This window comes from Streptomyces sp. NPDC088553 (genome assembly GCF_044752965.1).
Taxonomy (GTDB): Bacteria; Actinomycetota; Actinomycetes; order Streptomycetales; family Streptomycetaceae; genus Streptomyces.
Map to the genome: position 1 here is coordinate 170267 of NZ_JBIVMG010000013.1, position 18605 is coordinate 188871.

Genomic DNA, 18605 nt, shown 5'->3' on the forward strand with positions numbered 1-18605 from the left:
CCGTCGGAACGAGGCGGTACACCGTACATGTGACTGGCCGGTAGTTCAGTAGTGCCCGGCCGTCACCGGCGCTACGCTCCGTCCATGCCGATGCCGACCATGGACATGCCATCTTGGAGTGCCCGTCTCTACGAGGCCCCGCGGTTCGGACCGCGCTCGGTCGGGGCCGCAGCCTTGAGGAGACCCGTCCGGTTCTCCTTCGTCCTCCTTCTGCTGCTGAGTCTTCTCGGGACGCCTGCCCTGGCCAGTGCCGCACCGCCCCCACCCGCCCGATCCGTCGCGGCCCCCTCTGCCGTCGCCGCGACGGCGAACGGCTCCGCCGTGTCCCAGGCCCGGGCTCGCTGGGGCGACCGACGGCTCGACCAGGTCTCCTTCCTCGGGACGCACAACTCGTTCACCAACTACGAGGACTCACGCTGGAGTTCAGTGTCCCAGTCCGAGTCCATACGTCACCAGCTCGAGAACGGCGTGCGCGGACTGAGCCTGGACACCCACTGGTACGAGCGCAGCACGTGGCTCTGCGTCGTCAGCTTCGGCAGCGACTGCTACCCGAGCGATGTCCACCTCTGTCATGGCGAGTGCAAGACCTTCGCCGGGGTCACGTACGCGCTGCCCCGGCAGCCCTTCCACAGCAGCGTGCAGACCGTGGTGGACTTCCTCGCGGCGAATCCCCAGGAGGTGGTGACCATCTTCCTGGAGGACTATGTCAGCGCCCAGCAGCTGGGGAACTCGCTCGGCCGGGTACGCGGCCTCGACCAGCTGCTCTTCCGGCCCGACGCGTGGAACGTGCGCCAGCAGGGGTGGCCGAGGATGACCGACCTCGTCGGCTCCGGGAAGCGCCTGCTGATCTTCAGCGACGAGCCCGACCGTGAGCACCTGGGTGTCATGTACGACAAGGCCTGGACCGTCAGCAACTTCTGGAGCCTCGGCGACCTCGGCAACGACCTCTCCTGCGTCAGCCGGTGGCCCGACGTACCGCTGGACCGTCAGGAACCGGGCTTCCGGCGGCTTTTCACCATGAGCCACCACCGGAACGTGCCCACGCTCATCAACGCGGCCCTCGACAACGGGGCCAAACTTCGGGACCGCATCGACCATCAGTGCCGCCCGGCGGCCGGCGGCCGCGACCCGAACTTCGTCTCGGTCGACTTCCACCGGACGTCCGACAGCAGCGGGCACACGCCGGCTTCCATCGTCACGGAGCTCAACGCCCGCGACTGAGACCCCGCCGGCACATCCAGGCGAACCGCTCCTCCCGGCACGGGCGGGGCGGGCCGCCGCTCACCGTGCCGCGTGCCCGCCTTCCCGCACTCGCTGACGGGGCTTGGCAGGGGCCTGCGCTGTCGTCGGAGGGGTCAGCATGTTGACGCCGTAGAAGACCGCGACCACGCCGCTCTTGCGGATTCCGAGCAACGAGGGCCGCCACCAGCGGCAAATCCCCACTCGGTCTGGACGCCGCCGTCCGACCGGGACCGCGGCGCTCGCGAGGCGAGACAGAAGGCGCGCCCACGCCCGGGTCGCGACCAGGGCGTGGGCGGAGCCTCGGGTTACAGGCCGCCGGTGTAGAGCAGCTTGTTGGGGGTGCCGGTGCTGAGGTTGTTCAGGACGCCCTTGGTGGAGTTGCCATCGAGCCACTGGCCGATCTCGGCCGGGCTCGCCGCGGGGTATTGGGCCTTGTAGAGCGCGGCGACGCCGGCCACGTGCGGGGCGGCCATGGATGTGCCGTTCATGGCGACGGATCCGCCGCCCAGCTTCGCCGACACGACGTCCTGGCCCGGCGCGAAGAGGTCCACGCACCGGCCGTGGTTGGAGAAGGACGTCTCCTCGTCCCACACGTTGGAAGCCGCGACGGTCACCGTGCCAGCCGCCGACGCGGGCGAGACCTCGCACGCGTCCTTCGAGGAGTTGCCCGCCGCGATGACGGGCAGCACTCCCGCGGTGGCGAGGGCTGTGGCGGCGTTGTTGAGGGCCACGGACCTGTCACCGCCGAGCGAGCCGTTCAGGACGGCCGGCTGCCTGGCGTTCTTGGCGACCCAGTCGAAGCCGGCGATCATCCCCGAGTAGGAGCCCCGGCCGTCACAGCCCAGCACGCGGACGCTCACCAGGTTGGCTTTGCGGGCGACCCCGTACGTCCTGCCGGCGACCGTTCCGGCGACGTGCGTGCCGTGGCCGTTGCAGTCCTGGCCGTAACGCCCGTCCCCCATGGCGTCGAAGCCGAAGGTGGCACGGCCGCCGAACTCGTCGTGATTGATGTCGATGCCGGTGTCGAGGATGTACGCGGTCACCCCGGCACCGCTGCCCCGGGTGGTGAAGTCGTTGTCGAGCGGCAGACTCCACTGGTCGATCCGGTCCAGGCCCCAGGTGGCGGCCGGGCTCCGGGGGACAGCGGGGGTGGACAGCTGGGGCGAGGCGTGCACCACCGCGTCCTCCTCGACCGACGCCACCCCCGGAGTCTTCCTGACGACGTCCAGTTGCTGCGCGGTCAACGGCGCCGCGAATCCGTTGATGGCCTTGTCGTAGACGAACGTGGGCTTCAGGCCCAGCTGCTCCGTCGCCTTGGCCGCGTCGATCGATTTGTCGAGGGTCACGATGAACTGGCCGGGCACCGCGTTGGCGGCGGTGACCAGCGGCGCGGGGGTCGGCTCCGGCTCGGCGAAGGGCTCGGCCGCCGTCGCCGTCGGGACGGCGAGGGCCACGGCGGTCAGGGAGGCGCTCGCGAAGGCGAGTCTGGTACGTGTGTTCACGCCGCCGAGCGCAGCACGCAGAAACGATCACTGGCTAGCACATTCCGAACGATTCAGGCGGATGCCGGAAGCGTCACCGCAATGCGTTCCGCCGAAGCGGTGGCACCGGTCCGAACGGGTCGGGGAAGGAAGACCTCCATCCCCACCACCCCACTGCCGGGCCGGCACAGAGACCGTGCCGTCCGACGTCCCCGAACCGACGCCTCGGCCGGCATGGCTACCTCATCACACGACGCCCAACCCGCGTAACGAACCAGCCTTGAACAGCCACGAGGTACTCGCACACGGAGAGGACGATCCTTCCTCCGTCCCCGGCATCGGCTCCCTCGCGACGGAGCGGCGCGGCGCGCTCGACGAGGGTGGGCGGGGCGGGCGTCGACTGTTTCGGTGCTCCGGTCGCTGTCTCGGTGCTGTGGTCTCGACGTGCCGGGTCAGCCCGCGGCGGGCCGGAGGAAGTCGGCGCCGACGGACCGGGCGGTGTCCTCGACCGCGTCGCGGTTCTTGTCTGTAGCCGTGAACAGGACCATGCCGATGCTGCCCTGGTCGCCCCACACGCACATCGCCCGCAGCGTGCCGGTGGCCACCTCGGTGTACCTGAGGCACCGCATCCAGGCACCATGCGGACCGGACCCGGCCCGCCAGCTGTCGTGGACGATCCCGACCTGCTCCGTCTCCTGGGGGAAGAGCCCGCCGTCGTACACGTACGACTCCCGCATCTCGTGGAAGTCTCCGGTCGTCACGGCCACCAGGTACTCGGCGGCGGCGTCGGGAGAAGCGGCGTCCCCAGCCACGTAGACCCGGGCCGTCGACTCTCCCTTCTCGCCCTCGGGCACCGTGTCGAACGGGTCGAACTCCTCACGCAGGTCGAAGCCTTGCAGACCCCGGAACGTGTCGTGAGCGACGATGTCGTAGCGGGGATAAGCGAGGGAGGAGATGTACGCCGTGACGCCGATGACCAGGAGAAGTGCGAGTCCGGCTCCGGCGAAAGCGTACTCACGAGTGGTGACGCGCGGCACGGGCGGCAGCTCCGGCGCCCCGGGCCTTTCGCCCTCGACACCCGCGTCGTCACCGCGTACGGCCTCGGCAACGGTTGCGGCCACCCGCTCGGCGGCCCGCTCGCGGGCGGCCCGCAGCAGTCTGCGGAGGCCGAGGAGCGGCAGGCCCAGGAGCAGCCCCACCCCCGCGGCCATGCCATACGGCATGCTCGGCAGAACGGCGAGGCGCAGGACGATCAGCGCAGCGACGACCGCACCCGTGGCGAAGCGGTATTCGAGGCCGCGGCGCAGCAGCAGGCGCGGCCAGGTCCGGCCGGGGGCGGCGAGAGCGGCCGTTGTCTCGGCGAGCACGGCGAGCCGCAGATCGTGCGGGGCCGCGGCTGCCCCCTGCGCGGCCTGAGCGGCGGCAGCCCGAGGCGTGGGCGCTTCGGCGAAGGCGCGGGCCGCGTCGAACGACTGCACCCGGCGCACCGAGCCGCTGTCCTTGGCGCGTGTGGAAACGGAGCTTCCCGCAGCCTCGGCCCGCAGCAACTCCGTTGAATGCGGCGCGAGTTCCCGCAGGCGGGTCAGGAGCACGGGGCCCCGGGCATGTCGTCCCGGCCTGTCCAGCGCGTCGGTGCGGGCGCAGAGTTCCGCGTACCCGGCGAGCAGGCCTATGTCGTCCGGGAAGGCGTCCAGGCCCTCACGGAAGACCCGCTCGGCGGCGTCGTCGTGATCGTCGTCGTCCTCGGCCATATGGGCGCGGGCCAGCGCGAGGAAGAGCCCGGTGTCAGGGCCGTCGGTGTCAAGCGCGGTGCGCGCAGTGGCCCGCGCCTCGGTCGGTCGGCCGACGGCGACGAGTGCCTCGACCCGCCCTCGCACGTCGTCACGAACGTCGTCACGAACGTCGTCACGAACGTCGTCACGGACGTTGTCGCGTATCTCGTCGTGCGTGTCGTGACGCGTGTCGTGACCCGCGTTGTCCTTGTTGTGGTTCAAGAGTCCCCACCCCTGGTACAGCAGGCCGGAGGAACGCGGCCGCAGCCGTCACTATCGCCCGTACCGGAAGTGTGGTCAACCAGAATCCTGCGCCTCTGACCTGCCCTTTTGCTGCACAACAGGATGCAATCGGACGCACGGTGGGCGACTGTTCCGCCTGAGCTCCGTCACGGTGGACGGCGCAGGCCGGCACTGGCCGGACGGCTGCGCTGCCCGTCGGCCGTCGGGGAACCTCCAGCCGTATCTCCCGGTCCATCTCGTCGGGCGAGCCGTGAAGGGACCCGGGCAAGCGCATCGTCCTGTCCCCCATCGGACCGCCGGCGGTCGTCGTGGGCGATGGCGAGGCCGTCAGTGCCGGCAGCCGTACGCCGCGGCCACTTCCGCCAGTCCCTCCAGGCTGGCGTCGCCGCCAGCGCCCCCGCCCACACGGGCGAGCAGGAGTACCCGGGCCGGCACGCCGGCGGCCGCGTACGCGGCGAGCCGGTGATGACCGTCCAGTACCGCACCCACCAGCCACCGCTCCTCGTGCCGGGCCTCCACGTACCGGTCGTCGATCCAGCCGAGGACCACCGCGGCGGGCCGCTCCCCCGCGCCTATGGCGGCCGCGTGCCGGGCGACGGTCGCCGGGTCGAGCGCCTCCAGTGGCTGCGAGGGCAGGAGGGCGCCGTAGGTGAACGGCACCCGTCCGCCCGGAACGGGCGCGGCGAGCTGGAAGTGCGAGACTCCGGGCCAGTGGTCCTCGGCACCGTCGTCACCGCTTTCCGAGGCGTCCGCATTCTCCGAGTCGTCGCCGTGGTCCGAGTCGTCGCCGTCCTCCTGCGCCCGGGCCACCGCGCGGCGGTACCACCACGACCGGGCGGGCTCGGACACGCGCTCCAGTGGGAGGTCGAGCAGGAGGGCCTGGTAATGACCGGTCTCCAGCTCGCCGAGCACAGGGGTCCATTCGGCAAGCAGCGCGGCGTCGAGCCGGTCCAGGCCGGCCAGCCGCCCGCGCATGCGGGCCGCGATCCGGATCGCCTCGTCTCCCGGCCAGTCCAGCAACGTCAGGCCCAGTTCGCACGTGTCGCACAACGAGCCGACCCGGTAGAGCGGCTTCCCGTCGAACGTCAGGGACCGGTTCCAGCGCGGCCACGAGGAACCGGGCGACGGCGGGTCGAAGGCGACCCGGATCCGGCCCGCGCCCCCGTCGACGGAGAACCGCGCCCGCGCGCCGGACTCGACGACGAGGTCCCGCACCACCGCGGGCGCGCGCTCGGTGCGGCCGTCGGCCCAAGCAGCGCGCACGGCCGCCGCGTACGCCGCCCCGTTCACCCGCTCCGGCAGGAGCGGGTCGCGTCCGGTGAGCCGTACGAGCGCGTGGTGGACGTCGTACACCTGCTCATCGCCGCTCTCAACCAGTCGTCGAAGCAGGTACGGTACGGCGGCGGGATCGCCCATCAGCTCCAGGGCGACGGCGAACGCCGTGTGGTCGAGGCCGGTCACCTCGGACAGCCGGCCGGCGATCGGGGCCGTCCACGCGCGGGCCCCGAGGCAGCCCAGCGCGAGCGCGGCGCGGCATCGCACGGCGGGGATCTCAAGGAGGGCTCCCAGGCGCGGGGCGAAGGACGCATCGCCGGAGAGTCCCATGGCATCGACGAGTTCGGGGGCGGGCGGGCCGTCGGCGCGAGCATCGCTCCCACCGGATGCAAGGCCCTCCCCCGCGTACAGGCGCAGCAGCTCCGCGGGTAGCCGCAGTCCGCGTGCCACGGCGGCCTTCAGCAGGTCCTGGCGGTCATCGGCGGTGAGTACGGGCTCGGCGAACAACCGCAGCAGCACCTCGTCACCGGTCTCGCCGAGCCCCCCAAGGAACCAGGCGAGGTAGGGGCGGAAGACGCCCCTGTCCGCGTCCGACCGGTACAGGTCCTCGACGGCCTCGGCCAGACCGTCGGGCCGGTCGGTGTTCAGCACATACAGCGCGGTCCACGGGTCGGCGGCGCGCAGAGCGGCGCGCAGTCGCACCCGTACGGTGTCGTGATCCCCCATGCAGGCAGTATCAGCCACGAGACGGGCGGCAGTGAGCCCATTCCAACATGGCTGGGGGCCACTGGTGTTGGCGTGGCAGAACGACGAAGCTCCTGGCAGATGGGCTGTCGACCAAGATCAACTTACGCGGCCAGGAGCTTCGCGTGCTTGTCTACCCGTCCCGACTGGACCTGTCCACTTCCGCACGACGACTGCTGCGGGGGGAGCTGACCGCTCGGCGGTGGATCGGCACCCGCTGGTGTCAACTCACGTGCGGCCGACAGGCGTTGATGACCCTTGCCCATCAGCGCTGCGGTCACATCTTCGCCCAACTCGCGGCCGGGTTCGGCGTCGGCCTGGCCACCGCCCACCGCTACGTCACCGAGGCCGTGGACGTCCTGGCCGTGATCGCCCCCACCCTCCAGCAGGCCATGGCGGTTGCCGCACGCAAGGCGTTCGTGATCCTGGACGGAACCCTGCTGACCATCGACCGCATCGCGGCCGACCGCCCCTGCCACTCCGGCAAGCACTCAACACTGGAGGCATCCAGTGCTGGGCCGACAAGGCGTACCGGGGCTCCGACCCCGCCGTCCGCGGCCGCTGGGACGAGCTCTCCGCTGGGAAGAAGGCCGTCAACCGCGCCCACACGAAGATCCGCGCACGTGGCGAACAGGCCATGGCCGCCCTCAAGTCCTGGCGCCTGCTGCGGAAGCTCCGCTGCAGCACCACCCGCATCACCGACCTCGTCAAGGCCGTCCTCACCCTGGAGCCGACCGCCTCAACCTGAGGAGGAAGCCTCGCCGCCTCCTATACTCCTGGCGTGCTTGATACCTCGAACCTCTTCCATGTTTCGTCCGTGCTCAATCGGCAATCGATCGCACAGCATGGCCTCGATTGGACCCGGATGGGCGCCGCACGGGGAATCGCCGGCAGCCGCCGCCCCGAGGTGGAGGGGATATTCGTCTGTCGAGGCGAGGAGGAAGCAGGGTTCTTCCTTCAGATCAACAACACCGGTGGGCCGGTTGACATCTGGTCCGTGGACGGCATCGATGAGGGGTTGCTCCTCGACAACGGCAACGGATTCGTCTATCTGCCCGGCCGCATACCAGCCGGTCGAGTCCGCCTCGTGCGATCAGACGTTCCCCTGCAGCTTGGCTTTTGACTTCGCGCGGCGTTACGTCTGGCGGCAAGCCCACGCGAAATCTGGCTGCGAGCTCGGAAGGTGTGACCGCAGCGAAGGTGGGCCAGGGTCGTCAGCGCCAGGCAGCTGCAGGTCCGCCGCCGTCGGGTGCCGATCTGTCGTCTCCGAGCGGCCAACCCCCGCCGCAGCAGCCGAGGCGCGGCAGTTGACAGATGCAGCCCGGATGGGTGGGCAATGACTCGGGGCTCTATGGCCTGTCCGGCGGATCATGTGACGGCCGCCTTGCGTCGGGGCCATTGTGTGGTTCGTGGGGCGGGGTGATCTGACGAATGGCGAGTGAGCGCGACTTACGCCCCATCTGCCGAAGCCTGGAGGCCGTGGCGGGCGTTGGAATGACCACCGAACAGTGATCAACGGGATCTTGTTCCGGGTCCGCACGGGAGTCCACCAGCGGGCCAACCGCAGCTGCCGAGGAAGTCGAGGGGGCCGGCCCGCGGGGTTCGGCGAGGAGAAATACAAGCGCCGGAACGAGGTCGAGCGCGCGATCAACCGGCTCAAGCCACTTCCGCGCCGTGGCTACGCGTCACCACAAGCGCGCCTACGTCTTCCACGGCACTGCCACCGTGGCCTCCATCCGTCTGTGCTCAGCCCGTGATCGGAGGATAAAGCGGTGGTCGTCCGATGGGCTTCCCTGCCACGATCTGGGTGTGACCACGTTGTTCCTGATGGTCGGCTTGCCAGGGGCCGGAAAGACCACGCGGGCTCGGCAGCTCGCTGCGGAGCGCGGCGCGCTGCGCCTGACGCCCGACGACTGGATGATTCCCCTGTTCGGCGAGACAGACGCGGACGGGAAGCGCGACGTGCTGGAGGGGCGCATGCTCTGGCTCGCCTTGGAGGCGGTCAAACTGGGCACCAACGTCGTCGTGGACTATGGCTGTTGGTCTCGGGACGAACGGTCCGCTATCCGCTGGCTGGTGGAGGCCGAGGAGGCGTGCTTCCGCATGGTTTACCTGCCGGTGGACGATGAGACCCAACGCGCCCGTATCGCCCAACGCTGGGCGACCACCCCCGAGGAGACGTTGCCGATGTCCGAGGCCGACATCATGCACGGGCGGGCGCACTTTGAGGAGCCCGACGCGGCGGAGCTGGAGGGCCGCGGAGTCGCCGGCCCGCCGCCCGGCTGGGTGGGCTGGCGGGAGTGGGCCGCCGACCGGTGGCCGTCATTCGCGTGACCACCGCGGCCCACGCCAACTCAGCCGTCCTGGGCGTGCCTGCCCTAGCCCGAAGAGATCCGCCGGACAGGCCCTAGCCGATGGGCCACCCTTTACGACCCGGAGGGCGCCCTGTTCACAGGGCTGGCGCCGCAAGGATGACGCGCCGTCGGGATGCTGCGTGGGGGCGAAGCGCAAAGCGCACCGGGGTTCCGGCGTGAGCTGAGTCTCGTGCCCCGAATTCGCCCGTGCAACGGCTGCGGCCGGGTAGACGGGCGCAATGACGCTGCCCACAGGCCCACTGTCCGAGTCCGGGGTCCAGGAGCTGATCGGATGGCTCGTCCGTGTGATCGAGGCCGCCGGCGCACTGATCATCTTCACCGGTGCGCTGTGGGCGTTCGCCCGCTTCGCCTCGACGGGGCTCCGCAGGCGATCGCTCATCGGTGAGTTCAGCAAGATCCGGTTGAGCCTGGGGCGCTTCCTCGTTCTGGGACTGGAGTTCCAGCTCGCGGGTGATGTGTTGCGCACCGCCGTCGCCCCCGGCTTCACGGAGATCGGGCGGTTGGCGGCCATCGCCGCGATCCGGACCCTCCTGAACTTCTTCCTCACCCGGGAGATCGCGGAGGAGCGGGCCGAGATCGAGCAGGACCGCAAAGGGTCCGGGCCTCGCTTCGCGGCTCGCTGAAAGCCCCCTTCGTGACGCGGACCCGAGCGTTGACCACGGCTGGCGGGGCAGGCGCACCTCGGAGGTGATCGGTCTTGCCCAGAGGGGTGGATGCGGTGCGAAGGATCTGGCCGGCGGTCACGGAACGGGCCGGCTATCTGGGCCGCGCGGCGCGAGGAGCCGGGGGCGAGCGGGACCACGTGCTACTGGTCGCCAAGACGGTGCTCGCGGCGATGGCGGCGTGGATCCTCGCGCGGTACCTGCTGCCGCCTGCCGTGTCGACGTTCGCGCCCTTCACCGCGTTGGTGGCGCTACAGGCCACCGTGTACCGGTCGGTCCGGGACTGTCTCCAGTACTCGGTGGCCGTGGCAGCGGGAGCCACGCTCGCCGCCACCCTGGCGGCCGTAGCCGGCATCCACGGCTGGACGTTCGCCCTCCTCACCCTGATCGCTCTCTGCATCGGCAGGATCCGGCGCTTCGGCGAGCAGGGCATCCAGGTCGCCATCGTCGGCTTCTTCGCGTTCTCCTCCGGCCAGGGACAGATCGGCTACATCGGCCAGCTGGTCGCGTCCGTGGGCATCGGAGCGCTCTGCGGCCTCGCCGCCCACTTCGTCCTCGCTCCCGCCCGGCACACCCACCACCGGCAGCAAGCCGTCACCGACCTCTACAGCACCATGTCCCGGCGCCTCGACGACCTCGCCGACACCCTCGAAGCGAACGATCCCGACCGGGATCACCTCCGTCGGTGGCGCCGCGACTGGCGCAGCCTGTCCGCCGAGTGCGAGCGCATCCGCCACACCATCGAAGCTGAAATCGAGAACGGCCGCATGAACCCGCGTCCGACCACCAGCGGGTCCGGCGAGGCCCTCCCCCGCGCTCGGGAGGCAATCACCGTCGCCGAACGCAGCATGGACCACCTGCGCTCCATGTCCCGGACCCTGGATTACGCCCTGGACAGCGGCGAACTCGGGAATCTCCCGGCCGCCTTCCGGCCCGGGTTCAGCGGTGTCCTGCGCGCCGTGGCCACGGTGATGGAGGAGATGGGCCGGGTGTCCCCCACCGATGGGGAGCTCGGCGCACGTATCGACGCAGCGACCGCCGAACTCGATCGGGTGCAACAGCAGGAACGGACCACCCCGGGAGCCTCCCCGGCCGTACGCGCCGTGCAGGGCACGCTCCTCACGGATGCCGGCCGCCTCCTGGCCGACCTCCGGTCGGGCCGGCAGAGCCTAGCCACGATCTGAGGACCTTCGCTCAGATGGTCCCGGCCGTGGTGTGCGGTGAGCGCGGGGCGGGGTAGGCGCGGTATGAGAGGCGTCAGCCGCCAAGGCAGCAGGACGCCGCCCCGCGATCAGCTCGCCCATAGGCGGCGTGTTCCTGCCCGAGGACCCGGGAGGCGCGGAGGCCCAGGGCGAGCTCGAAGCCCAGGGCAAAGTGCCGCTGGACTTCGGCATGCTCTGGTTCAAGGGCCAGCGCGTCGGCACCGGCCAGGCACCCGTCAAACGCTACAACCGGGCCCTGCGCGACCTCATCGTCGGCGGCAAGGCCGAGCCGAGTTTCCTCGTCTCCCACGAGCTCACCCTCGACGAGGCCTCATCGGCCTACGAACACTTCGACAACCGCGACGACGGCTGGACCAAGGTCGTCCTCCACCCCAACGGCAGCAACGGCAGCAGCCGCCGGGCATCCGCCGGCAAACGAGGCCGCGCCACGGCTGGTTCTTCCGGGCACACCGTGGAGGAGCTACGCCAGGAGGCCAAGGCGCAGGGCATCGAAGGCCGTTCCCACATGAACAAGCAACAGCTGGAGCAGGCCCTCAAGCATTGATCACCACAGGCTGGGTCGTACGCGGGTCGGCGGAGCCGCACCCGAACAGTGGCCGCGACGGGGCACGTTGCACCACTTCGCGATCATGGCCCCAGCTCGCACCGCGTGACGCTCGGCTTCAAGGCTCGTTGATCATTTCCGCACGACCAACGCGTTCGCCTGGGCACGGAACTGCGACGGCTCCGCCTGGCCAGCGGCCTGACGAGTACCAGGTGGCCGAACACCTGTTGATCTCCCAGCCCGAGATCAGTCACTCGGAGAACGGCCGCCGCGTCATCAAGCCCCGTGATGTGCGGGACCTGTGCGACCTCTACGGGGTCACGGACCGCCAGGTCGTCGACGCGTTGATGCGGCGCCTCAGCAGAGGGCCGCCGCACTTCAAGCTGCGGCTGTGCCGCCAGCACCGGGCCCACCACCCGGCGCGCCCTTTTCGCCCCCGGGAACGGCGCGGTGTATCCGGAACGGTTCAGCAGCGCCTTGTACCTGGAGAGACGATCCGACGTACAGCACCATGAACCGGTGGTGCGGTGCCTGCCTCGGACTCGCTGCTTCGCGGCCGGATCCGGGCGGAGGATCCGCAACGTCGCTCGTGTCATCGTCTCGCGCCCGGGCATTTCTGGCAGCGTGGAAAGCATGACGAAGACCGCGGTTGTCATCATCGACATGCTGAACACGTACGACCATCAGGACGCCGATGAGCTGATCCCCTCCGTCGAACAGGCTCTGCCCGCCGTGGCCCGCCTGCTGGAGGAAGCGCGCCGACGCGGACTTCCGGTGATCTATGTCAACGACAACTTCGGGAAGTGGCGTTCCCACCACGGGGAGATCCTCGAAGCCGCCTTGGCCGGCCCCCACGCCGGCCTGGTCGAACCCGTACGGCCGGACGAGGATTCCTACTTCATCGTCAAGGCACGGCACTCCGCCTTCTACGAAACACCCCTCGCCTACCTGCTGGGAACACTGGGTGTCGGCCATCTCGTACTGTGCGGGCAGGTGACGGAGCAGTGCGTGCTCTACTCCGCGCTCGACGCCCACATCAGGCACCTGTCCGTCACCATCGCTCGCGATGCCGTCGCCCACATCCGATCGGACCTGGCAGACGCCGCCCTGACCATGATGGAGATCAACATGGCGGCCCGCATCGTCCCCGCGACGGAGGTCTTCACCTGACGGAGGTCGCCCTACTCGCACGTATCAACCGTCCGACCGGACACTCGGTCAGTGCTTGGCGCTCGGAACCGCCAAGGGCTCGCCCGGGGCCCGCTTCTTCGCCGCCTCCATCTGCTCCCCGAGTTCCGTGAGGCGGTTGCGCCCCATGGCCTTGCGGACATCGGGGAACCACTCCTTCTCCTCCTCCTCGACGTGGTGGCGGACGTTCTCCATCAGCACGCTCATCTTGGCGTCGAACCGCTCGTCGGCCGCGTCCAGGTCCTTGAGCTCCGACAGCATCCACAGCACGACGTGGTGCTCCTCGATGCTCTCCAGAACGTGGTCCTTCGTGTCGGGTGCCGCCTCCCGAGCCGCCGGGTAGAAGATCTTCTCCTCGATCCAGGTGTGCGTGGTCAGCTCGTCGATCACCTTGTCGGCGATCTTCCGCTTCTCCGCGTGAGCGTCCTCGGCGGCCTTCTCGAACTGCTTGAACAGCTTCTCGACCGTCTTGTGGTCTTCCTTGAGCAGCACGATTCCGTCCACCAGAGCCTCCAGTCTTCGCATGACCAGGCGGCACGGCCGGCCACCCCACGTCCGTTTACCCGGTCCACGCTTGTGATGCTCGCACGGGACGAAAGATCGGTCAGAATGGGCGACATTCCTACGCTGTCCGGTAGATACCGAGTCGGGCAGAGGCTCAGTCGACACAAACCCGTTCGACTGCTGGTTTGTCCACGTATCACGAGGGTGCCGCGCATGACAGCTCTCGAAAAACTCGCGGCCGAAGGCCAGGCCTCACTTCCTCATGTTCCGGAGTGGTCCTGGTCATCCTTCTGATCGGCCGTGGAAGGGGCAGATCGACTGAAGCGTCTGTCCACCCGGCAGGAGTCCGAGGTGTTGGGCGTGGCAGCCCGCCCTGAGCAGGCTCCAGCCATGGTGAGTCACCACCTCCGGTGAGAGGCGGGGGTGCTGATCCACCTGTGGTGCCGGCCGGAGCGGGCGGGCCGGCACCCCAGGTGGTCAGCTCGGCGAGGCTCCGGTCAGGCGACCTACGGCCGCTGCACCCGATCGGTCGGCCGAGGCCGCGCGACCATGCTCGCCGCTCGCCGCTCCGAGGAGGAGTCCGACGGGCTTGCAGGCAGCGCTGGAGGCCTTCATCGGCGATGTGCGCGGCTGCGACGTACCAGCACGAGGGCGATGATCACAGCGCCGGTGACCAGGAGCGGAGTGCGGTTGCCTCGGACGGCCGTCGCGGCTTGGCCGGCCTTCTCCAGCAGCGGGTCGGGGGTCTTGTCCGCCGCGTACTGTCCGGCGCGGGTCGCGCCGTCCCACACCTGTGTGGCGGCTTGGGCCGTCTTGTCCAGGACCGAGTCGGGAGTGTTGTCCCGCACCAGCCGGGCGGCTTGTTCCGCCTTCTCGCGGATCTGATCGGCGATGAGGGAAGCTTTCTCGGCGCTTTGCTGCTTCATGGTTACGGACCTCTCCTTGGTTCGGGTCGTGCCGTCGGCCTTGGCGGCCAGAGCCTCAACGGTCAGGCCAGGCTCCTCGCGAGTGCGCTCGAACCGCTTGCGCAGCGCTTACCCCGGAACAGCCTCAGCACCCGCCCCCGCGAGCAAGAGCTCCGCGCGGGCCGACGCAACAGCGCCCGCCGACCCGAGCAGCACGGCGACGCAGATCGCGGCCCCTCGGCGGGCCTGTCGTTCGGGTGCAGTCGGCGCCGGGCCGGGATGGCGGCGCGGCAGCGGGTAGGCGTCGTGTATGAACTCACGCAGCCTCGACACCTCGCCCACGGCCGGGCCGACCGCGGCCCTCGACACTGTCTCGGCACGCTGGCTGAAGGCCCTGGACCGGCTCGAGCGGACCACGGTGGCCGATCCGGCCATCGGGGTGCTGCAGCGGGGAATCCGCTCGCTCCCCTTGGGCGGCATGCGCGATCTCCTGCGCGGCAGGCCGCTGGGCCACCCCGTGCATCCTGTGCTCGTGCAGGTGCCCATCGGATGCTGGCTGTCGGCCTCGGTACTCGACTTCGTGCCCGGGGCGCCCCACGCGGCCACCACCCTGACCGCCGTCGGACTGGCCGGCGTCGCCCCGGCGGCGGTCGCCGGCTGGGCGGACTGGGCGGAACTGCCGCCTGAGCAGGCCCGGGTCGGACTGGCCCACGCGGTCTCCAACGTCGCCGCGGTGGCCTGCTACACCGCGTCCCTGACCGCGCGGCTCCGCGGCCGCTCGGCGAAGGGCCGACTGTGGGCCCTCGGCGGGCTGGCTGCCGTGGCCGTCAGCGGTGCGCTGGGCGGGCACGTGGCCTACGGACAGGCCGTCGGAGCGCGCGCCGCAGCGTGAGGGCGCCCCTGCGCGCCCGCACCCCACCCGCCGATGAGCCGGGATCGGAGCTGTCCTGGGTGAGCCTTGCCCGAACCTTCGCCAAGCCGGGCCGTCATTCAGGAGGGGGCGTAGCGGTGTGGTCAGGATGGTGGGGGGTGCGACGAATCGTTTTGAGGCGGGCCTCCGTGAGGTGGTCGCGCCCGCCGACCAGTTCGTCGACGATGTCGCGTTCCACCGCCGCGAACGGCTGGTAGTAGCTGGAGTTGTAGGCCTCAACGATCTGGAACGTCCAATGCCCCGGGATGACGTTGCGGCCCACGATCTCCCGCTCGACCCGGGCGGCCTGCTCCTCGTAACCCGCCTCCCGCAGGAGTCGGACCGCGTCGCCGAGCTCGAAGTCCGCTGTCCCGGTCAGCTGATGGAACCCGTAGAGGTGGCCACGAGCCCGCTCCGTGGTTTCCAGCGCCTTCGACAGCGCACCCAGAGCGCTCACCGTCTTCTCGTCGACGCCGTCCGGAACCTGGTGTGCTGGATCCATCTCCTGATTGCTGTCCATGGAGGGTGTTCTGCCCGAAGGACGCCTCTCCGGTTCGGCGATTGGGCCGACCGGCGTAAGGAGGTCTTCCCGACGCATCGGCTGCGACGTGGCTCCGCGATGGGCAAGCGGCCTCGTCGAATGCGGGCACGTCTCCTGCCCAGCCGCCAGGGACGAGAAGACTCTCGTCGACCGCACGAACGCACAGGTCAAGAACCTCCCCGAGTTCCACCGGGACAAGCACCTCGGCGACAGCGGCTACCGCGAAGAGCACGGCACCTGACTACGGCACCGGCGACCGCCCCGCCTGATCGCACTCCCGTACGGCGGCGGCGCCCCCCGTGCCGGGACCGGCGTCATGGTGGGGTCAGCCACCCTCGAATTCGAGTACCTCGGACAAGGCGCTCTCCTGCTCCTCGACGTCCCCAGCACTCCTCGCAATCACCACGTACCGCCAGGAGCGGCCGTCGGGAGGCGCGTCCGCGTAGAGGACCACGCCCTCGCCGCGATCCGGGTCGAAGACGAGGCGTGAGGCCCGCAGCCGGGCAAGCACCTCATCGAAGTCCATGGGAGTCCGTGTCCAGCCCCTCGACACCGACCATGCCGGGTGCGCGTTGGCAGATCCCTCGGTCAGCCGGGTGACCATGGCGTGCGGTGTGGTGGTGGCCGTACGGCGAACGTTGCTCTCACTCGCGTACGCGACACCTTCCCTGTCCACCAGCGCGTCGAGACCGAACGGCCCGGCGTAGCCGTGGTCGGCCAGGTAGCGGCCCAGGGCCCTCCCCCACTCCTCCAGCTCGCCGGCCACGTGCGCGCAGGACGCCGGCAGCGGAGAGGCGTATCCCGTGAAAGAGCCCTGAACCGTGCGCATCGCGCCGCTGAAGAGCACACGCGTCCCGGAGGTGGAGACCTCCACCTGGACGCTGACCGACTCGGCCACGTCGAGGTGCTCCTCCACCACCCACAAGCCTTCGGGCCCACCGACCGCATCGAGCGGCAGGCCCGCCCCACTCCTCAGGTCGTCGCGGGACACGAAGCGCATCCCGTGTCCGCCGGCCGAACGGTCGGGCTTCACGACGACGCTCTCGTGGTCCCGCAGGAGATCACGCGCCACGGCCTCGGCCTCTCCGCGCCGGCACACTCGCCCCGGAGGCAGCCGCATGCCCAGTTGCCCGGCCGTCTCGCGGAAGCCGCTCTTCGTGTTGAGCAGCATGGTCGCCCTCAGGGCAGCCTCCGCGGCTTCGACCGTGGGATACGGGTGGACGTCGATGCCGATGCCGCGGGCGAATGCGATCGCCGACGCGTCCAGCGCCGTCGGCAGCAGCGCCGCACCCCGGTCGCCGACGAGCGCCCGGACGTGTTCGACGAGGCCGGCCTCGCGCACCGCGCGCGCCAGCGGGACGGCGCCGGCGGGCGGCACCTCGACCACCGTCACCGATTCCGGAGACACCCCCGTCAGGTCGTACACGTACCGCAAGAACTCCCGGCTCAGCGGTACGGGAGTGACGAACACGTCCCCCGGTCGCAGCAGCCACGCCTTCCGGGGCGCCTGCTGGGCCCACGTCGTCAGGATCTGGCCCTCGTCGAGATCCACCGCCAGGTCCGAGAGGAAGTTCGCGAACACGACGATCGGGCCCGTCTCCGTCACCGCTCTGCTCCTCTTGGTCGCCACAGGGCCGACCGTAGTCGGCCAGGGATCCCCCGCGCAGCCCATCCCCGGCGCGGCCGGGCGCAGGACGGGGACGGGGCGGCAGGTCAGGGAGACGGTTCCCACGCCTCGGGGCCGGCCCCCCGCCACTCCACAAAGTCGGGGTCGGTGAGGTCGACGTCCTCGGCGTTCTCCATACCGGCCGCGGCGAGAAAGGCTCGGACCTCGGAAGGGCGATGCGCCACTCCGATGGCAACACCGTCATAGCGGACCCGTCGCCAGCCCTGCTGGTCGGGCGGGTAGATGATCAGCTTGGCGGCCATGGGCCCAGCCTCTGCCGCGCCAAGCTCACTGGCAGCCCCTCACGTCCGAATGGGTGACCTTCCCCGGGCAGCTGCCGCCCGGGCGCCGTCTGCTGTCGCTCCACGCCGAACTGCTCGCCTTCCGGCCGGCGCCCGCCCGCTGATCTCACGCATCTCATCCCCGCCTCAGCAGGTGGGGCCGGTAACGTCCCCCTGACGGCTGACCGATCAGCCTGGTGACGAGCACGGAGGCGTAGAGGGGACCGGTACGAGGCAGGTGGTGGCGGGCGGCAATCAGAGCGGGCGAGCACGTCCGTCGTGCCGGTGGCCACGCAGACCGCCCGCTCGACGTCCTCGATCTCCCCGCGCCGGGAGAGTCGCCCTCGCGGCGTCGAGTACGGAAAGCGCCCAGTAACGGTCGACGAGGCCGGGGAGCACAGCCGGGCTCATGGGTGGTTGCCTTGCGCCGGCGGGCCCGACAGTGGGCCGCTCTTCAGCATGCGATGAGGGCGAGTTCGTAGGGGTGGGCATTCAGCGGCCACGGCCTGCCCGAGACCGGAGTCGATCGGTGTCCCGCGTCCCGGTCTGGATCCGTCGGCAGCCGGCTGGTCTCCGGCGCCCTGCGCAGCGGAAACGGCTCCGCCCTCGACGAGGGGGAGCCGTTCCGTCTGGGCAAGGCCCGGGCCGCTCAGGCGTGACGGTGGCTTCGCTTGTTGCCCGTGATCAGCCGGTAGACGACGAGGAGAATGACGGAGCCGATGATGGCCGCGATCCAGGTGGAGAGATCGAAGAAGCCGTCTATGGAGTCGACGCCGAAGATGACCTTGCCGAGCCAGCCGCCGAGCAGGCCGCCCGCGATGCCGATCAGCATGGTGATGATGATCCCGCCCGGGTCCTTGCCGGGCATCAGCGCCTTGGCGATGAAGCCCGCGAGCAATCCGATCAAGATCCAAGCAATGATGCCCATGCGCTTCTCCTACCTCGATGAATAAAGTCGGTGTCAATGCTCGTCTTCACCGTTCCGAGGGTCACAAACATCGGGACTCTTGATCATTCACCAGGCCAGGACGGAACGGTGTCGAGACCAC

Annotated in this window: 18 protein-coding genes and 3 pseudogenes; 12 read left to right on the plus strand and 9 right to left on the minus strand. The window is 70.0% G+C overall.

The annotated features are described in order from the left end of the window. The first annotated feature begins 84 nt into the window (after positions 1-84). The gene (locus tag ACIP8Z_RS34025; protein WP_402090292.1) at positions 85-1221 is read left to right on the plus strand and encodes a PI-PLC domain-containing protein; all 1137 of its coding nucleotides are present in this window, start codon (positions 85-87) and stop codon (positions 1219-1221) included. Between the two features lie 326 nt (positions 1222-1547). Here ACIP8Z_RS34025 and ACIP8Z_RS34030 read toward each other — a convergent pair whose 3' ends face one another. From ACIP8Z_RS34030 to ACIP8Z_RS34040, 3 genes are all read right to left on the minus strand, one after another. Then, positions 1548-2744 (minus strand): S8 family peptidase, encoded by a 1197-nt coding sequence (locus ACIP8Z_RS34030; RefSeq protein WP_402090293.1) that lies wholly within the window; start codon positions 2742-2744, stop codon positions 1548-1550. A 431-nt stretch (positions 2745-3175) separates the two neighbouring features. Beyond that, positions 3176-4717: a hypothetical protein gene (locus ACIP8Z_RS34035; protein WP_402090295.1), complete on the minus strand. Its 1542-nt coding sequence runs from the start codon at positions 4715-4717 to the stop codon at positions 3176-3178. Between the two features lie 348 nt (positions 4718-5065). Continuing rightward, on the minus strand, positions 5066-6739 hold the full coding sequence (locus ACIP8Z_RS34040; protein WP_402090297.1) for a hypothetical protein: 1674 nt from the start codon (positions 6737-6739) through the stop codon (positions 5066-5068). Positions 6740-6882: 143 nt separating this feature from the next. Here ACIP8Z_RS34040 and ACIP8Z_RS34045 point away from each other — a divergent pair. From ACIP8Z_RS34045 to ACIP8Z_RS34085, 9 genes and pseudogenes are all read left to right on the plus strand, one after another. Then, positions 6883-7505: pseudogene (locus ACIP8Z_RS34045) on the plus strand (transposase family protein). A 33-nt stretch (positions 7506-7538) separates the two neighbouring features. Further along, positions 7539-7880 (plus strand): hypothetical protein, encoded by a 342-nt coding sequence (locus tag ACIP8Z_RS34050; RefSeq protein ID WP_402090299.1) that lies wholly within the window; start codon positions 7539-7541, stop codon positions 7878-7880. Between the two features lie 427 nt (positions 7881-8307). Further along, positions 8308-8500: pseudogene (locus ACIP8Z_RS34055) on the plus strand (IS5/IS1182 family transposase); the annotation flags it as partial. Between the two features lie 66 nt (positions 8501-8566). Beyond that, on the plus strand, positions 8567-9091 hold the full coding sequence (locus ACIP8Z_RS34060; protein ID WP_402090386.1) for an AAA family ATPase: 525 nt from the start codon (positions 8567-8569) through the stop codon (positions 9089-9091). Positions 9092-9350: 259 nt separating this feature from the next. Then, positions 9351-9755: a DUF1622 domain-containing protein gene (locus ACIP8Z_RS34065; RefSeq protein WP_402090301.1), complete on the plus strand. Its 405-nt coding sequence runs from the start codon at positions 9351-9353 to the stop codon at positions 9753-9755. Positions 9756-9850: 95 nt separating this feature from the next. Beyond that, entirely contained in the window at positions 9851-10978 is a 1128-nt protein-coding gene (locus ACIP8Z_RS34070; RefSeq protein WP_402090303.1) for an aromatic acid exporter family protein, read from the plus strand. A 124-nt stretch (positions 10979-11102) separates the two neighbouring features. Next, a pseudogene (locus tag ACIP8Z_RS34075) lies at positions 11103-11561 on the plus strand (aldehyde dehydrogenase); the annotation flags it as partial. A gap of 212 nt (positions 11562-11773) precedes the next feature. Beyond that, a complete protein-coding gene (locus tag ACIP8Z_RS34080; RefSeq protein WP_402090305.1) occupies positions 11774-12076 on the plus strand; it encodes a helix-turn-helix domain-containing protein in 303 nt (100 codons plus the stop codon). Between the two features lie 118 nt (positions 12077-12194). After that, complete coding sequence (locus ACIP8Z_RS34085) at positions 12195-12731, plus strand: cysteine hydrolase family protein (protein WP_402090307.1); 537 nt, start codon at positions 12195-12197, stop codon at positions 12729-12731. Between the two features lie 48 nt (positions 12732-12779). Here the strand turns inward: ACIP8Z_RS34085 and ACIP8Z_RS34090 are convergent, their stop codons facing one another. Together ACIP8Z_RS34090 and ACIP8Z_RS34095 are read right to left on the minus strand one after the other, a co-directional pair. Continuing rightward, complete coding sequence (locus ACIP8Z_RS34090) at positions 12780-13253, minus strand: hemerythrin domain-containing protein (protein ID WP_402090309.1); 474 nt, start codon at positions 13251-13253, stop codon at positions 12780-12782. A 611-nt stretch (positions 13254-13864) separates the two neighbouring features. Continuing rightward, positions 13865-14179 carry a hypothetical protein gene (locus ACIP8Z_RS34095; RefSeq protein ID WP_402090311.1) on the minus strand — a complete coding sequence of 105 codons (315 nt, stop codon included), beginning with the start codon at positions 14177-14179 and terminating at the stop codon, positions 13865-13867. Between the two features lie 289 nt (positions 14180-14468). On the opposite strand from ACIP8Z_RS34095, the gene ACIP8Z_RS34100 reads away from it, so the two are divergent. Beyond that, complete coding sequence (locus tag ACIP8Z_RS34100; protein WP_402090313.1) at positions 14469-15050, plus strand: DUF2231 domain-containing protein; 582 nt, start codon at positions 14469-14471, stop codon at positions 15048-15050. Positions 15051-15144: 94 nt separating this feature from the next. On the opposite strand, the gene ACIP8Z_RS34105 is transcribed toward ACIP8Z_RS34100, so the two are convergent. Continuing rightward, a complete protein-coding gene (locus tag ACIP8Z_RS34105; protein WP_402090315.1) occupies positions 15145-15588 on the minus strand; it encodes a hypothetical protein in 444 nt (147 codons plus the stop codon). A gap of 88 nt (positions 15589-15676) precedes the next feature. Here ACIP8Z_RS34105 and ACIP8Z_RS34110 point away from each other — a divergent pair, with 88 nt between their 5' ends. Then, positions 15677-15850, plus strand: coding sequence for a hypothetical protein (locus tag ACIP8Z_RS34110; RefSeq protein WP_402090317.1), 174 nt, complete (start codon positions 15677-15679; stop codon positions 15848-15850). An 84-nt stretch (positions 15851-15934) separates the two neighbouring features. On the opposite strand, the gene ACIP8Z_RS34115 is transcribed toward ACIP8Z_RS34110, so the two are convergent. The 3 genes from ACIP8Z_RS34115 to ACIP8Z_RS34125 form a co-directional block, all read right to left on the minus strand. Beyond that, positions 15935-17239, minus strand: coding sequence for a peptide ligase PGM1-related protein (locus ACIP8Z_RS34115; RefSeq protein WP_402090319.1), 1305 nt, complete (start codon positions 17237-17239; stop codon positions 15935-15937). A gap of 83 nt (positions 17240-17322) precedes the next feature. Then, positions 17323-17538 carry a hypothetical protein gene (locus ACIP8Z_RS34120; RefSeq protein ID WP_402090320.1) on the minus strand — a complete coding sequence of 72 codons (216 nt, stop codon included), beginning with the start codon at positions 17536-17538 and terminating at the stop codon, positions 17323-17325. A gap of 667 nt (positions 17539-18205) precedes the next feature. After that, positions 18206-18484, minus strand: coding sequence for a GlsB/YeaQ/YmgE family stress response membrane protein (locus ACIP8Z_RS34125; RefSeq protein ID WP_402090322.1), 279 nt, complete (start codon positions 18482-18484; stop codon positions 18206-18208). Positions 18485-18605 lie beyond the last annotated feature (121 nt).

Excerpts from the sequence above, each read along its gene's own strand:
- ACIP8Z_RS34025 (WP_402090292.1), top strand. The coding sequence starts at position 85 with ATGCCGATGCCGACCATGGACATGCCATCTTGGAGTGCCCGTCTCTAC.
- ACIP8Z_RS34040 (WP_402090297.1), bottom strand. The coding sequence starts at position 6,739 with ATGGGGGATCACGACACCGTACGGGTGCGACTGCGCGCCGCTCTGCGC.
- ACIP8Z_RS34065 (WP_402090301.1), top strand. The coding sequence starts at position 9,351 with ATGACGCTGCCCACAGGCCCACTGTCCGAGTCCGGGGTCCAGGAGCTG.
- ACIP8Z_RS34085 (WP_402090307.1), top strand. The coding sequence starts at position 12,195 with ATGACGAAGACCGCGGTTGTCATCATCGACATGCTGAACACGTACGAC.
- ACIP8Z_RS34095 (WP_402090311.1), bottom strand. The coding sequence starts at position 14,179 with ATGAAGCAGCAAAGCGCCGAGAAAGCTTCCCTCATCGCCGATCAGATC.
- ACIP8Z_RS34100 (WP_402090313.1), top strand. The coding sequence starts at position 14,469 with ATGAACTCACGCAGCCTCGACACCTCGCCCACGGCCGGGCCGACCGCG.
- ACIP8Z_RS34105 (WP_402090315.1), bottom strand. The coding sequence starts at position 15,588 with ATGGACAGCAATCAGGAGATGGATCCAGCACACCAGGTTCCGGACGGC.
- ACIP8Z_RS34120 (WP_402090320.1), bottom strand. The coding sequence starts at position 17,538 with ATGGCCGCCAAGCTGATCATCTACCCGCCCGACCAGCAGGGCTGGCGA.
- ACIP8Z_RS34125 (WP_402090322.1), bottom strand. The coding sequence starts at position 18,484 with ATGGGCATCATTGCTTGGATCTTGATCGGATTGCTCGCGGGCTTCATC.